The organism is Vibrio ichthyoenteri ATCC 700023 (assembly GCF_000222605.1).
Classification (GTDB): domain Bacteria; phylum Pseudomonadota; class Gammaproteobacteria; order Enterobacterales; family Vibrionaceae; genus Vibrio; species Vibrio ichthyoenteri.
Map to the genome: position 1 here is coordinate 46,820 of NZ_AFWF01000084.1, position 15,520 is coordinate 62,339.

The window sequence follows — 15,520 nt, forward strand, 5'->3', positions numbered from 1 at the left end:
TAGCGACCTCCTTACTGAAGGCCGAGCAATACTAGCGAAACACTCCAAGGCTGACAAGAGAAAATTGACAAAAAAGCATAAGTTTAGAATCAAACGGTTAAAAAACTAACAATCCTTATCTTCCCTACCGACTTCAAGCAAATAAAAAGGGGCCAATGCCCCTTTGTTATTCTATTTAGCTTACAAAGCGATCAAAAACTCGCTTTAACGGCTTCGGCAATTTTCAAGGCTGAGCTTTGTACTAATTCAGCGTCTTCACCTTCCACCATGACACGAATTAGCGGCTCTGTTCCTGACTTACGTAGCAGGACTCGACCTTTATCACCCAAGATCGCTTCAACTTGTACAACCGACTCTTTTACAGCGTCAGCTTCTAATGGATTGCTGTCTCCACTAAAACGAATGTTTTCTAGCACTTGCGGGTATAACGTCATACCTTGTGATAGTTCATTTAGATTCATTTCACTGCCAATAACTGACGCCAAAACTTGTAGCGCAGCAACAATCGCATCACCGGTTGTTACTTTATCAAGCAAGATAACGTGACCAGAGTTTTCTGCACCAATCTTCCAGCCTTTTTCCAGCAGTTTTTCCATCACATAGCGGTCACCGACAGCAGCGCGAACAAATGGAATCCCCAACTGTTTCAAGCCGTTTTCCATGCCGAGGTTGGTCATTAGCGTTCCAACCACACCACCTTTAAGTTCACCACGGCGTAAGGCATCACGTGCAATGATGTAAGCAATTTGATCGCCATCGACTTTATTGCCTAGGTGGTCAACCATAATGATGCGGTCGCCATCACCATCAAAGGCAAGCCCCAACGCCGCGCCTTCAGCAACCACTCGCTTTTGTAATGCACGAACATCGGTCGCGCCAACTTCATCGTTGATGTTGATACCGTTCGGCTCAACACCCATCGCGATAACTTCAGCGCCTAGCTCAGAAAAGACTGCAGGTGCAATGTGGTACGTCGCGCCATTAGCGCAATCAACAACGATTTTCAAACCAGCAAGGCTAAGCTCTGTAGGGAAAGTGCTCTTACAAAACTCAATGTAACGACCAGCAGCATCATTTAAACGCATTGCTTTGCCCAGCATCGCAGATTCAACACATTCAATGTCTTTATCCAACTCAGCTTCAATCGCCAATTCAACTTCGTCTGGCAATTTCATGCCTTCAGACGAAAAGAATTTGATGCCGTTATCGTAATATGGGTTGTGCGATGCTGAAATAACAATCCCCGCTTCTGCGCGAAAAGTTTGAGTCAAATAAGCAACCGCCGGTGTTGGCATCGGTCCGGTAAAGGTCGCTTGTAAGCCAGCCGCCGCTAGGCCAGCTTCTAGAGCCGATTCCAACATATAGCCAGAAATACGAGTATCTTTACCGATAATAACTTTTTTTGTGCCTTGTTTCGCAAGCACTCGACCAGCAGCCCAGCCAAGTTTAAGGACGAAATCAGGAGTAATAGGGTACTGCCCAACTTTGCCACGAACACCGTCGGTACCAAAATAACGTCTGTTGTTCGACATGAGGTTTCCTTTATTCTTATTGAATTTATTGGTTTTCTAAAGTAGCAGTCACAACTTTGATTGCATCAAGCGTTTGTTCAAAGTCGTGCACGCGAATAATTTGTGCGCCTTTCATTGCTGCGATAGTGGCGCAACTGACACTGGCAGCCACACACTCTGCAGGTGCTTTATCCAACAATTTAAACAACATTGATTTGCGCGACATCCCCGCCAATAGAGGCAGATTAAATTGATGAAACTGCTCCAAGCGAGCCAGCATCTGGTAATTATGCACTAAGGTTTTACCAAATCCAAAGCCAGGGTCAAGAATCAACTGTGCACGTTGAATACCGACCGCTTCGCAAGCTTCAATTCGCTCTTGGAGAAAGTCGCCGACTTCTTGCATCAGGTCATCATAATGCGGATTGGTCTGCATGCTGCGTGGCTGACCTTGCATATGCATCAGACAAATCGGTAATCCCGACTCCGCAGCAACCTCGAGCGCTCCCGGTTCACGTAATGAACGCACATCATTGATGATATCAACGCCGGCATCAATAGCTTGACGCATCACTTCCGCTTTACTGGTATCAATAGAGATCCACACATCATGTTTTGCACGAATCGCTTTGATCACAGGAATAACGCGGGCCAGCTCTTCTTCTAACATCACATCTGGCGCACCTGGACGCGTCGACTCTCCACCGATATCAATAATGGAAACACCGGCGGCAATCATTTTTTCAGCTTGGATTAGAGCACTGTCGAAAGCGTGATACTGACCACCATCAGAAAAAGAGTCTGGGGTGACATTGAGAATAGCCATGACATGAGGCTGGGATAGATCGAGGGTTTTGTTGTTGGCTGTAATTTTCATCATAAATACAAAAACCCCGAGTTTCCTCGGGGCTTAATTTTAAATACTCAATTATTCAGAGTCTTTTTTCTCTGTCGCTTCGCTTGAAGTGCTTTCTTGAGAAGTAGGCTGCTCATCAGTTGGTTCTGATTCTGCCGCTTTCTCTTCAGCTTCTGGCTTCGCTTGAGGTTTCTCATCTGTATTAGAAGGAGAATCTCCCCAACCAGCAGGTTCACGAATATCAGCTTTACGATTCATCAGATCTTCAATTTGGCCAGCATCAATAGTTTCATACTTAACCAATGCATCTTTCATCGTATGCATGATGTCCATGTTATCTTCTAGGATTTGACGTGCACGAGCGTAGTTACGGTCGATAATGATACGAACTTCATCATCAATTAACTTCGCTGTGTCTTCAGACATATGTTTAGTCTGAGTCACGCTACGGCCTAGGAATACTTCACCTTCATCTTCTGCGTATAGCAAAGGACCTAGTTTTTCAGAGAAGCCCCACTGAGTCACCATCTTACGAGCAATATCCGTTGCGCGTTCAATATCATTTGAAGCGCCCGTTGATACTTTATCTTTGCCGTAAATCAGCTCTTCAGCTAGACGACCACCATACAAGCTAGAAATCATCGACTCTAGGTGCTGACGGTTCATACTCACACGGTCTTGCTCTGGTAGGTACATAGTCACACCCAACGCACGACCACGTGGAATGATAGACACTTTGTACACTGGATCATGTTCAGGAACCAAGCGACCAACAATCGCGTGACCCGCTTCGTGGTACGCTGTTGATTCTTTGGTTTCTTCAGATAGAACCATTGAGCGGCGCTCTGCACCCATCATGATCTTATCTTTTGCCAGTTCAAACTCGACCATTGAAACGTTGCGTTTGTTACCACGCGCAGCAAATAGTGCCGCTTCGTTGACTAGGTTAGCAAGGTCTGCACCAGAGAAACCAGGGGTACCACGAGCTATCAATGATGGCTCCACGTCACCCGCTAGAGGTACTTTGCGCATGTGAACTTTAAGGATCTGCTCACGGCCACGTACATCTGGTAGTCCAACCACAACTTGGCGGTCAAAACGACCTGGACGAAGTAGTGCAGGGTCAAGTACGTCAGGACGGTTAGTCGCGGCGATAACGATAATACCTTCGTTACCTTCGAAACCATCCATCTCAACCAGCATTTGGTTTAGTGTTTGTTCACGTTCATCGTGACCACCACCAACACCCGCGCCACGCTGACGACCTACCGCATCGATTTCATCGATAAAGATGATACACGGCGCTGCTTTCTTCGCTTGTTCAAACATGTCACGTACACGAGATGCACCGACACCAACAAACATTTCAACAAAGTCTGAACCTGAAATAGTAAAGAACGGTACCTTAGCTTCACCCGCAATGGCTTTAGCCAATAGCGTTTTACCCGTACCCGGAGGGCCGACCATCAAAACACCTGTAGGGATCTTGCCGCCCAATTTCTGGAAACGACTCGGATCACGTAGGTAGTCAACCAACTCTTTTACATCTTCTTTCGCTTCATCACAGCCCGCAACGTCTGCAAAGGTCGTCTTGATTTGTTCTTCACTCATCATACGCGCTTTGCTCTTACCGAAGGACATTGCGCCTTTACCGCCGCCGCCTTGCATTTGACGCATGAAGAAAATCCATACACCAATCAGTAAGATCATTGGGAACCAAGAGATGAAAATAGTACCCAGTAAGCTTTGCTCTTCTGGTGGTGTACCTTGAACTTTCACATTTTGGTTAATTAAATCATCAAGAAGCTTCTGATCGTAAACTGGCATATAGGTCACATTCTTCGTCCCTACGCCACGACGAATGAAAGTAATTTCACCGTCTTTAAACGTTGCTTCCTGAATCTGGCCTTGGCCAACTTCCTGTACAAATGTAGTGTAATCTACCGCTTTGCCGCTGCTTTCATTTGGACCGAAGCTTTGGAAAACCGACATCAACACTACAGCGATAACAAGCCACAGAATTAAATTTTTTGCCATGTCACTCAAGGTGTAAGCCTCGCGATAACTAATTGTAATTAAAGGTAGGGTACTACAGTTCTTGGACTGTAGCTATAGTGTTAACGACCACTCAAATGAGCAAATAGTTAACCTTTGTAACCAGTGGCTACGATAAAGACTTCACGAGAGCGAGCTCGAGAAGAGTCCGGTTTTCTAATCTTTACGGTCTTAAACATATCACGTATATCCTTCACGTATTGATCGAATCCTTCGCCTTGGAAGACCTTTACAACAAAGCTACCATTTGTGGCTAGAACTTGTCGACACATATCCAATGCGAGTTCAACTAAATACATCGCTCTTGGCTGGTCAACGGAGTTATTCCCCGCAATGTTTGGTGCCATGTCTGACATTACCACATCCACCATTGATGGCTGGATTTTGTCTAAAAGTGCTTCCAGTACTGCATCGTCACGAAAGTCACCTTGTAGGAAGCTCACGCCCGCAATTGGATCCATAGGTAACAAGTCACAAGCAATAATTTGCCCTTCGTCACCTACTATCTTAGCAGCATATTGAGACCATCCACCGGGAGCTGCACCTAAATCGACGACAGTCATCCCATTTTTCAACAATTTATCTTTCGTTTGGATCTCTTCCATCTTGAAGTAGGCACGTGAACGGTAGCCTTTTTTACGGGCTTCATTTGCGTACTTATCATCAAAGTGTTCTTTCAACCAACGGCCAGAACTCGCCGAATGTTTCTGTTTACTCATTTTAATCCTAACAAGCTACAAAAAGGAGCTATTGTTGTAATAGGGTCAGCCTATTGCTCAATAAATTATAGTCTTCCGCAATAGATGGCGTTAAAATAGCTTTTTTCAACCCTTATTTTAAAGAAAATTGGCCGCGTAATGAACCTAAGCACCAAACAAAAGCAGCACCTAAAAGGCCTAGCACACAGCTTAAAACCAGTTGTGCTACTAGGCGCAAATGGACTAACGGAAGCTGTTCTAGCGGAAATTGAAATCGCGCTGAATCACCACGAACTGATCAAAGTGAAAATCGCTTCTGAAGATCGTGAAACGAAAAACCTAATCGTTGACGCTATCGTTCGTGAATCAGGCGCAGAAAAAGTACAAGTTATCGGTAAAACGCTTGTTCTTTTCCGTCAAACTGAAGAGCGCAAAATCGAACTTCCACGCAAGTAAGTTCTACTATAGCGCAATAAAAAAGGTCGCCATGGCGACCTTTTTGCTATCTAACACTTTTGTTAACTAAAACAAAAAATTAGATATATTCAACACGGTCGATTTCGAAATCACGCTCACCACCAGGGGTTGAGATCACAACTTCATCACCTTCCATCTTGCCGATAAGACCACGTGCGATAGGCGAGCTTACCGAAATACGGCCGCTCTTAATGTTCGCTTCGTCTTCACCAACGATCTGGTATGTTTTTTCTTCTTCGGTATCGCAATCAATTAGCGTTACGGTTGAACCAAAGATGATTTTGCCGCTGTTATCCATTTGAGTAACGTCGATAACTTGTGCAACAGACAACTTGTATTCAATATCACGAATTTGTGCTTCGCAGATGCCCTGCTCTTCACGTGCAGCATGATATTCAGCGTTCTCTTTTAGATCGCCCAATTCGCGAGCTTCAGCAATCGCGATAGAAATTTGGGGACGAAGCTTTAACAGTCGGTCTAGTTCTTGACGTAGCTGTTGTTCGCCACGTGCTGTCATTGGGACTTTTTCCATCATATACCTCTAGGCCAAAGCAAGCTTTGGACAAAATAAAAATACCCAGCCCACAAGAGCTAGGTAGTTAATACGCTTTTTCAATTTAGCTTAGTGTAAACAAACTTGTTGCTTAAATCATCTTAAATCCATTCGATAGTCCAGCCTTCTCACTTTAGGTCACATTTCTCAATCTAAAACATGCAACATCTCGCCTAGATAAAAATAAAAAAGCCTAAAAAAAAGCAAAAGCCGATGTTTTTTCGAGCGAACTCGAACTATTCACCAAGCCTTACACCTCAAGCGGTTAATCGATAAACCAGACAAATAGAACAGTGTTCACAATCCAAATTTATATCGTTTTACTAACGATTAGGGGAACTTTGGCGGTACAACTTGGTTCACGAAATGCAGCCCGCTAATACGTTGATTTGACTCAAATCAAATGCAAAGTGCTGCACAAGTATGAAATTGAAGTTAAACGGACAATGCGGCTTCATTTCTAAATAACAATGATTTATGGACAGAAATTAGGACTGATACGATGAACAAGACTCTGATTGCCCTAGCAGTATCAACTGCAGCATTAGCTACTGGCGCACACGCAGCAGAACTATACAACCAAGACGGTAACTCTATCGACATGGGCGGCCGTGCAGAAGCGCGCCTATCTCTAAAAGATGGCAAAGCTGAAGACAAAACTCGCGTCCGTCTAAACTTCCTAGGTAAAGCGCAAATCAATGACAGCCTATACGGTGTTGGTTTCTACGAAGGTGAGTTCACAACTTCTGACAATGGTGGCGCAACTGATAGCGACAGCAACGACCTAACTAACCGTTACGCATACGCTGGTCTAGGCGGCGCATTCGGTGAGATCACTTACGGTAAAAACGACGGCGCGCTAGGTGTAATCACAGACTTTACAGATATCATGGCTTACCACGGTAACTCTGCAGCAATGAAGATCAATGTTGCTGACCGTGCTGACAACATGCTGACTTACCAAGGCGAGTTCAACAATCTTGGCGTAAAAGCAAGCTACCGTTTTGCTGACCGTACAGAACTAAACTCGGCAGGCAGCATTGCACTGTCAGGTCAAGAAGTAGCTTCTTACGGCGATAACAATGCTGACGGTTACTCTCTATCAAGCATTTACGCAGTAGGCGAAACTGGTCTTGCTCTAGGTGCAGGCTACGCAAGCCAATACTCTGGTGCAGATGAGCAAAACGAGTACATGCTAGCAGCATCTTACGCAATCAATGATCTATACTTCGCAACGACTTTCACTGACGGTCAAGTTCAAGAGAAAGATGGCGACTACACGGGCTACGAATTCGCAGCAGCGTACACTATGGGCCAAACTGTATTTACATCGACTTACAACAATGCAGAAACTAACAAAGAAACTTCTGCAGACAACATTGCAATCGATGCTACTTATTACTTCCAACCTAACTTCCGCGGTTACGTTTCGTACAACTTCAACCTAATCAGCGCTGGCGATAAATTAGGTGAAGCAGGTACTAACGGTATTGCAACTAAAGCAGATGCAGAAGACGAACTAGCACTAGGTCTACGTTACGACTTCTAATAGCTGACTCTTAGTCACAAACATTAAACGCCTGCTCGCTTGCAGGCGTTTTTTTTATATACTCAACGTTCAACTCGTCCTATTAGCTAAGAACTCATTCTATGAACGTTTCACTGCGCACGACACTCGCCAGCTTTATCACGCTATTTTCGACCTTTTCACTGGCGTATGCCCCACTCGACTATTTACCGCAAGGCAGTCGAGTTTCAATCGCAATTGAACCGCTTAATAGCAACCAACCTTATTTGACTACCTCTAACCGCGAGCAGTTTTTTCCACCAGCCAGTACTCTCAAGATCGTAACCGCACTAGCCGCAAAACTGGCGCTAGGCGACGAGTTTCAATTTAAAACCCAATTAGAGTCTAACCAGCGTGATGTCGTGATTCGTTTTAGCGGCGATCCAACCCTCACCAGTCAAGACCTAAAACAGCTGTTAACGCTGGCGCGTCAACAAGGTATAACCACCATTCGCGGCGATATCTGGCTCGATAATAGTGCTTTTAATGGTTACGAGCGTGCAGTAGGTTGGCCATGGGATATTACCGGTGTTTGCTATAGCGCCCCATCATCAGCCATCACCTTGGATGAAAACTGCGTTCAAGCATCTATCTATGCCAACAAAGATGGTTCAACACGAGCCTATACGCCTGAACACTTCCCTATTTATCTGTCAACTACAGCGAAAACCATCTCTAAACAGCGCTACGAAGAGACACATTGCGATTTAGAGCTGCTGACTACACCAGAGAACCACTATCAGCTATCAGGCTGCCTGGTGGAACGGAGCAAGCCGCTACCACTCAAATTTGCGGTGCAAAATCCCACTTTATACACTCAGCGAACCGTGCATACGCTGTTGAATCAACTCAACATTAAGTTAACCGGTAATGTTCGTATTGGCGATCCTGAACTCAGTAATCTAAAACCAATAGCAACGCACTACTCGGCTAAACTGCCTGAACTACTCACTGTGATGCTGAGAAAATCAGACAACCTTATTGCTGACAATGTGACTAAAGCGATCGGCCAACACCACTTCAACTTACCGGGCAGCTACAACACCGGTACCGAAGCAATCAAACAAGTGATCAGTGAAAAAACCGGCATCAACATTGACCGCAACAAAATTGTCGATGGTTCTGGGTTATCACGCAACAATCGCTTTACCAGTGCCGATATGACGGCGTTGCTACGATATATTTGGCAGCATGATCAGCAATTAGGGTTAATTGCATTAATGCCGACCGCAGGGGAAAACGGCACCTTAAAATATCGTAGTAGCATGCGAAATGAGCCGATTAAAGGCCAATTGGTTGCCAAAAGTGGTTCGGTTTACGGTAGTTATAACATGGCGGGATTTGGTCTTAACCAGCAAGGTCAGCCAACGACTTTGTTTGTGCAGTATGTTGCCGATTACTTACCCACAAAAAAGGACAACGATACACCGACCGTTGCCCCTATCACGCAATTTGAACAGCTGTTTTACCAAGATGTGCTGAAATACAGTCAGGCGAGTCCTAAGAAGTAATTGACCACACTGAAATAGATCCACATACCGGATATATCAACAATTGAAGCTAACACTGGGCTCACCAAAACCGCGGGGGCCAGTTTGCAAGCTCGCGCCAATATTGGCAGCAAGCCACCCAATGTCGTCGATAGCGTCACCTGAATAAACAGCGCAACGGCAATTGCAACAGCAATGATCTGCAAATCAAATCCACCCGTACTGTCTGCAGGGCTAAATCCGATAATACGGCCAATCATCACCAATGAAATCGCCATCGCTAAGCACACAGCCACTCGGCTCTCTTTCCACAATACTTGTAACCATTGGCGTTTTTTAAGCTCACCAGTCGCTAAGGCGCGGATAACCAACGTTGCAGCTTGCGTTCCTGTATTACCGCCAGCTGCGGCGATCACCGGCATGTAAATCGCGAGCAAAACCAATTGACTCAAGGTGTCTTCATACTGAGCAATAATCAACCCAGAGACAATTCCCAGTAAAGCCAAAGCAATGATCCAGCCAATGCGCTGACGCACATGGCCAAATACCGAGGTAGCCAAATAACTCGCACAAGGCATTGCTTCAGAATAAAACAATCCAAGACGACTGGCGTAATGGCGAGCCAATTTGTCATGACCTTGAGCTTCCAACTGGCCAATGAGTTGCTGAACATAACCCAACGAGCAATGCTTTAGAATGGCGACCGCCTCTTCTATCGACATCACTTTAAGCAAATTCACTTGCTGTGCTTGTTCGTATTTTAAAAAAGCATTCCGTGCAGCACCGATCTCTTCAACCGAAAAGTGCGGGGCGTTTTCCAAATAGATGTTATTCATTACCGTCATGGCGAATCTCCCGATTGGCGAGGTAACGACCATCAAATACAAGCTATATCACGCCTCAAAACGAGCGAACTAAACCAACACACAAAGCGTGGCGAGCCATAGGCAAGCTGACCGATAAAGAACAGTCTGTATGCGGCGTAATGACCTTGTATTGAAATCTAAAGAAGTGGCAAAGAAGAAGAGAAAAAAGAAGCCCTACCCGATGGGTAGACGCATAGAAGCAATACCGATGGGGAAGATTAATTTTCGCCTTGATTCTTAGTCACCCTAAGACTGGGGGGATGGTCGGTATTGTTCATTAAAAACTCCAAATTCACTACCAAATCGGTAGCGCGGATATGATAACAAAATGCCCAGCAGATAAAAGCTCTACGGCGGTTTTTAAGCCAATAAAAAAGCGCCTATAAAGGCGCTTTATCAATCACAGCAGAACCATCATTATTTAATGGTGATTCGAGCAAATTTACGCTTACCAACTTGGAAAACATAAGTGCCAGTCGCTAACGTTAGCTTAGCATCCGTTACTTTTTCGCCATCCATTTTAGCTGCGCCTTGCTTAACCATGCGCATAGCGTCAGAAGTTGAAGCACATAGGCCCGCTTCTTTTAGCAAGTTCGCCACTGGCGTTTCTGCGTCAAATTCAAACTCCGGCATTTCGTCTGGAATTTGATTTTTAGCAAAACGGTTGATGAACTCTTGCTCTGCCGCGTCAGCATCCGCTTCCGAATGGAAACGAGCAATGATCTCTTTCGCTAACAGGATCTTCACATCACGTGGGTTTTTACCTTCCGCAATGTCCGCTTTGAATTGCTCGATTTCGCCAAGAGGGCGGAATGACAACAACTCATAGTAGCTCCACATCAGGTCATCAGAGATTGACATGATTTTACCAAACATTTCGCTTGGCGCTTCGCTGATACCGATGTAGTTGTGTGCTGACTTAGACATCTTCTTCTCGCCATCTAGGCCAACAAGAAGCGGCATCATCAATACAGCTTGTGGTTTCTGACCGTGGGCTTTTTGTAGCTCACGACCCATCAGTAGATTGAACTTCTGGTCAGTACCACCTAGCTCAACGTCGGTGTGCATTGCAACTGAGTCATAGCCTTGAAGCAGAGGATACATAAACTCATGAATCGCAATTGGCTGACCGCCCGCGTAACGCTTTTTAAAATCATCACGCTCTAGCATACGTGCAACCGTTTGGTTTGATGCTAGACGGATCATACCTTCCGCGCCTAATTCAGATAACCACTCAGAGTTAAATGAAATCGTCGTTTTCGCCGGATCTAGAATTTTGAATACTTGCTCTTTGTACGTTTCCGCATTAGCAAGTACTTGTTCACGGCTTAGAGGTGGGCGTGTTGTATTCTTACCTGAAGGGTCGCCGACCATGGCCGTGAAATCACCAATAAGGAAAGTTACTTCGTGTCCAAGCTCTTGGAACGCGCGCAGTTTGTTAAAGATAACTGTATGGCCCAGATGGATATCTGGTGCTGTTGGATCGGCACCTAATTTGATGCGTAGAGGACGGCCCTCTTTCAGCTTAGCAATCAGTTCTTCTTCAGGAATAAGTTCCTCGACACCGCGCTTAATCTCGGCCAGTGCTGCTTCAATACTCGCCATTCTTGTTCACTCCCACAGATTTGGCAAAAATTTGGTAATTTTACATCTTACTTGAATAGCGATGCTTTTTGAAACCAGTTAGACTAGTCAACTCGCTTTTTTTGTCGAAAATATAATACGGACATACAATGTTGTCGCTTTTCGCTCGAATCCCTAAACTTCATCGAGCTTTAATTATCCTTTTCATCGTTTTAATTGGTGTTGCGCTGGCTCTGCCAGAGCCCAAGTCTTTACGTGATGAAAAAGGCCTCTATGAAGTGGGTAAGAATTATCCTCTCGAGATTGATCCCGCGAGCCTTATCGTGGAACCCATGACGTTGCCACTTTCCCAATTGCGTTGGGAAGAATACAAAGTGGCTCCAGGTGAAAGTGCCGCGATTGTTTTTCAGCGCGCAGGGCTCTCTTCCCGCTTGTTGTATCAATTGACCACTTCAAGTAAAGAGATTGAACAACAACTGACTAAATTGCGCCCTGGCGATATACTCAAATTTGGCTTTAATGCGGATGACGAGTTAATCCAAATTAAGCGCCCACTCAATGCGTATGAAACCTATCAAATCACCAAATCAGGTGACCGCTTCACCAGTAATGTTGACGCTAAAGAAGTCAATTACCAATACAACTACGCCGAAGCTTCAATCAGCTCAAATTTCTGGAATGCCGCCATTAGTGCAGGCTTAACAGCAAACCAAATTATGGAACTTGCCGGCATTTTTGGTTGGGATATCGACTTTGCCTTGGATATTCGTCAAGGCGATAGCTTTAAGATTCTCTACCAAGAAAAAATCGTTGAAGGTGAAGTGGTTGATCGTGGGCAAATCATCGCGGCCGTTTTTACGAACCAAGGTGATACATTAAAAGCGATTTTGGATGACAAGACCGGAAACTACTACGATGAAGAGGGACGAGCGATGAAAAAAGCCTTCTTGCGTTCACCACTTGATTTTCGTCGTGTCACTTCAAACTTTAATCCGACCCGCCGCCACCCAGTAACCGGTAAAGTGCGCGCTCACCGAGGCACAGATTATGCTGCCCCAGTCGGTACACCGATTTGGGCCGCTGGTGATGGTATTGTCTTAAAGTCGAGTTATAACCAATTTAACGGTAACTATGTATTTATTAAACACAGCAATATTTATGTGACGAAATATCTACACTTAACTCGCCGTATGGTGAAATCAGGTCAACGAGTGAAGCAAGGACAAACCATTGGTACGCTTGGTGGTACAGGGCGAGTCACTGGCCCTCACCTACACTATGAGTTCTTGGTAAATGGTGTACATAGAAATGCGCGTACAGTGAAACTACCGCAATCAAAATCGTTAACCGGCAAAGCTAAGCAAACCTTTATGGCTAATGCTGAAATTCGATTGAACAATCTTGAACGTTACCGAGAATTACTTGCTAGCAATTAATGATTGGCTTAACCGCCAAAGGTAAATTGACGTTAAACAGAAAAAGCGCCGGATTATTGTCCTGCGCTTTTTTATTACTATCACTCTAGCGATTAACCGACCGCGCCCTAGCTAGCAACCGATTCCACCTTATCAGGCGAGTCCGACTTCAATAACGCTGCTTCCGCCACCAATGGCGCTTGGGTTTGATCTTCTTGCTGCACTTCTTTACGCCCCAACATCAACAGACAGGGCGTCAGCACTAAGGTTAATACCGTCGCAAACGCTAAGCCACCCGACACGGCGGTCGCAAGCTGTGACCACCACTGTGTGCTTGGTGCACCAAATTCAACCTTTTGATTAATCAAATCAATGTTCATTTCCAACACCATTGGTAACAAGCCCAATATAGTGGTGACAGTGGTAAGCAGTACCGGTCGCAAACGTTGTACACCAGTACGTAATATCGCTTCACGCTTATCCAGACCACGTCGGCGCAGTTGGTTAAAGGTATCAATCAGAACAATATTGTTATTAACCACAATACCCGCCAAAGCAATCACACCAATACCGGACATCACCACCCCAAATGGACGCTGGAAGATCAGTAAACCAGCAAAGACCCCAACGGTTGAGAACAAGACGGCACTTAAGATCAAGAATGCTTGATAGAAGCTATTGAACTGAGTGATCAAGATCAACGCCATCACCACCAAGGCAACCAAAAACGCATTTTGCAAAAATGCCGAGGAATTTTGCTGCTCCTCATTTTGCCCGCGCAGCTTAAACTCAACCCCATTGGCAAATGGGATCTCAGCTAAAGCTTGTTCAATCTTAGGCAGCTCAAGGGCTAAGTTGTACCCCTCTTTAATATCAGCTTTGATACTGATAATACGCTGACCATCGACCCGATGAATGGTGTCTTGCTTGTGGTCAGGCACAATGCTGGCAAAGTTAGTCAATGGCACCATTCCGAGCGCCGTTTTGACTCTTAGTTGATCAAACTTACCAATATCCCGCTTCTCTTCTGGATAGCGTACGATAATATCGACCTCTTCACTGGAGTCATCCGGTAAATAGTCGCCGATTGTTAAGCCATTGGTGACAAACTGGACGGTATTGCCGACCAAGGTTGCATCGGCCGCAAAGCGCGAAGCATCATCACGACGAATATCGATTTGCCAATCAATGCCCTCTTTGCTCGAGTTATCACTGATGTTGGTCAAAGCGCCATAGCTATCAGCCCACTCTCGTACTTGCTTGGCGCCCGTATCCAACGCATCGAGATCGAACGCTGACATTTCAATCACCAAATCATGTTCCACCGGCGGCCCGGCATCAGGGAATTTATATTCAATTTCAACCCCTGCGTATTGGTCCGTTTGCTGTTTGAGATCTTCGATAATCTCTTTTACTTTGCGACGATATTGCCAATCAACCGGCGTAATTTGAATCTGACCAATTTCATCATCGCCACCGGTTCGGGTATAGACACTTTCAAACTCATCATGCCCCAACATCATTTGTTCAATATCACGCATGATGTCATCTTTTTCATTGATAGAAAGATCACCATACGAACGCACTTTAACGGTGAAAAACGGCGGATCAACCTCAGGAAAAAATTCCGCGCCCAAGCCGGCTTTGTTATAAGCCGCCCCAACACCGAACGCTAAAGCAATCGCCAATAGAAGGATTTTTATCGGATGATTGATCGCGACATTAAGTGTTTGGTAGTAAAGCTTAGTAATGCCAGTTGCTTGGGAGAAATCCCCCTCATGCAAAGCAACCATGCGTTGACGACTTTCTGAAGTGACATTTTGCGGTTTACCAAACAGCCCGCCTAAAACCGGAACAAACAACATCGCCATCACCAGTGATGCAGCTAAAGTCGCCATCAGCGTCAGCGGTAAATACTTCATAAATTCGCCAGTGACATCCGGCCAAAATAACAAGGGCGCAAACGCAGCCAAAGTGGTGGCCGTTGAAGCGGTGATCGGCCAAGCCATACGTTTGGCGGCATCACGATAGGCTTGTTTTCTCGGTACGCCTTCTTGCATGCGCCGATCTGCAAATTCCGTGACAACAATCGCCCCATCCACCAGCATGCCAACGGCCATAATGAATGAGAACAACACAATGATATTGATGGTGATGCCAAACACCGACAGGGCTAACAACCCCGCTAAAAAAGATCCCGGTATTGATATCCCCACCAGCATTGCCGTGCGCATACCTAAAATCGCAATGATGACAATCACCACCAAAATAATCGCGGACAAGATATTGTTTTGCAGATCATTGAGCATCATTTTGACGTCATCAGATTGATCCCAAGTATACTTAACCAGCAAATTATTCGGCCATTCCGGCATTTTTTGCGCTTCGATTAAGACGGCTTTAACCAACTCAACCGTTTCAATGATGTTTTCTCCAGCTCGCTTGCTC

Annotated in this window: 12 protein-coding genes; 4 read left to right on the forward strand and 8 right to left on the reverse strand. The window is 45.3% G+C overall.

Annotated features, from left to right (window positions below; all coding sequences use genetic code 11):
- Positions 1-191: 191 nt before the first annotated feature.
- The 4 genes from glmM to rlmE all read right to left on the reverse strand — a co-directional run bounded on the left by glmM (position 192) and on the right by rlmE (position 5,141).
- Positions 192-1,532, reverse strand: a complete 1,341-nt coding sequence (gene glmM, locus RH85_RS07035; protein WP_006711517.1) for a phosphoglucosamine mutase — start codon at positions 1,530-1,532, stop codon at positions 192-194.
- A gap of 25 nt (positions 1,533-1,557) precedes the next feature.
- A complete protein-coding gene (gene folP, locus RH85_RS07040) occupies positions 1,558-2,388 on the reverse strand; it encodes a dihydropteroate synthase (RefSeq protein ID WP_039948798.1) in 831 nt (276 codons plus the stop codon).
- A 51-nt stretch (positions 2,389-2,439) separates the two neighbouring features.
- On the reverse strand, positions 2,440-4,404 hold the full coding sequence (gene ftsH, locus RH85_RS07045) for an ATP-dependent zinc metalloprotease FtsH (protein WP_006711519.1): 1,965 nt from the start codon (positions 4,402-4,404) through the stop codon (positions 2,440-2,442).
- Positions 4,405-4,511: 107 nt separating this feature from the next.
- On the reverse strand, positions 4,512-5,141 hold the full coding sequence (rlmE, locus tag RH85_RS07050; protein ID WP_005593311.1) for a 23S rRNA (uridine(2552)-2'-O)-methyltransferase RlmE: 630 nt from the start codon (positions 5,139-5,141) through the stop codon (positions 4,512-4,514).
- 138 nt (positions 5,142-5,279) lie between these two features.
- Between rlmE and yhbY the strand changes: the two genes are divergently transcribed.
- A complete protein-coding gene (yhbY, locus tag RH85_RS07055) occupies positions 5,280-5,576 on the forward strand; it encodes a ribosome assembly RNA-binding protein YhbY (RefSeq protein ID WP_006711520.1) in 297 nt (98 codons plus the stop codon).
- 79 nt (positions 5,577-5,655) lie between these two features.
- On the opposite strand, the gene greA is transcribed toward yhbY, so the two are convergent.
- Entirely contained in the window at positions 5,656-6,129 is a 474-nt protein-coding gene (gene greA, locus RH85_RS07060; RefSeq protein ID WP_006711521.1) for a transcription elongation factor GreA, read from the reverse strand.
- Between the two features lie 523 nt (positions 6,130-6,652).
- On the opposite strand from greA, the gene RH85_RS07065 reads away from it, so the two are divergent.
- Together RH85_RS07065 and dacB are read left to right on the forward strand one after the other, a co-directional pair.
- Entirely contained in the window at positions 6,653-7,699 is a 1,047-nt protein-coding gene (locus RH85_RS07065) for a porin (RefSeq protein ID WP_006711522.1), read from the forward strand.
- Positions 7,700-7,800: 101 nt separating this feature from the next.
- A complete protein-coding gene (gene dacB, locus RH85_RS07070) occupies positions 7,801-9,228 on the forward strand; it encodes a serine-type D-Ala-D-Ala carboxypeptidase (protein WP_006711523.1) in 1,428 nt (475 codons plus the stop codon).
- On the opposite strand, the gene RH85_RS07075 is transcribed toward dacB, so the two are convergent.
- A complete protein-coding gene (locus tag RH85_RS07075; protein ID WP_006711524.1) occupies positions 9,207-10,052 on the reverse strand; it encodes a magnesium transporter in 846 nt (281 codons plus the stop codon). The genes dacB and RH85_RS07075 overlap by 22 nt on opposite strands.
- 438 nt (positions 10,053-10,490) lie before the next feature.
- Positions 10,491-11,678: a tyrosine--tRNA ligase gene (gene tyrS, locus RH85_RS07080; protein WP_006711526.1), complete on the reverse strand. Its 1,188-nt coding sequence runs from the start codon at positions 11,676-11,678 to the stop codon at positions 10,491-10,493.
- Positions 11,679-11,806: 128 nt separating this feature from the next.
- Between tyrS and RH85_RS07085 the strand changes: the two genes are divergently transcribed.
- Positions 11,807-13,093 carry a peptidoglycan DD-metalloendopeptidase family protein gene (locus RH85_RS07085; RefSeq protein ID WP_006711527.1) on the forward strand — a complete coding sequence of 429 codons (1,287 nt, stop codon included), beginning with the start codon at positions 11,807-11,809 and terminating at the stop codon, positions 13,091-13,093.
- Between the two features lie 107 nt (positions 13,094-13,200).
- On the opposite strand, the gene RH85_RS07090 is transcribed toward RH85_RS07085, so the two are convergent.
- The coding region (locus tag RH85_RS07090) for an efflux RND transporter permease subunit (RefSeq protein ID WP_006711528.1) at positions 13,201-15,520 on the reverse strand (2,320 nt) is incomplete at its 5' end.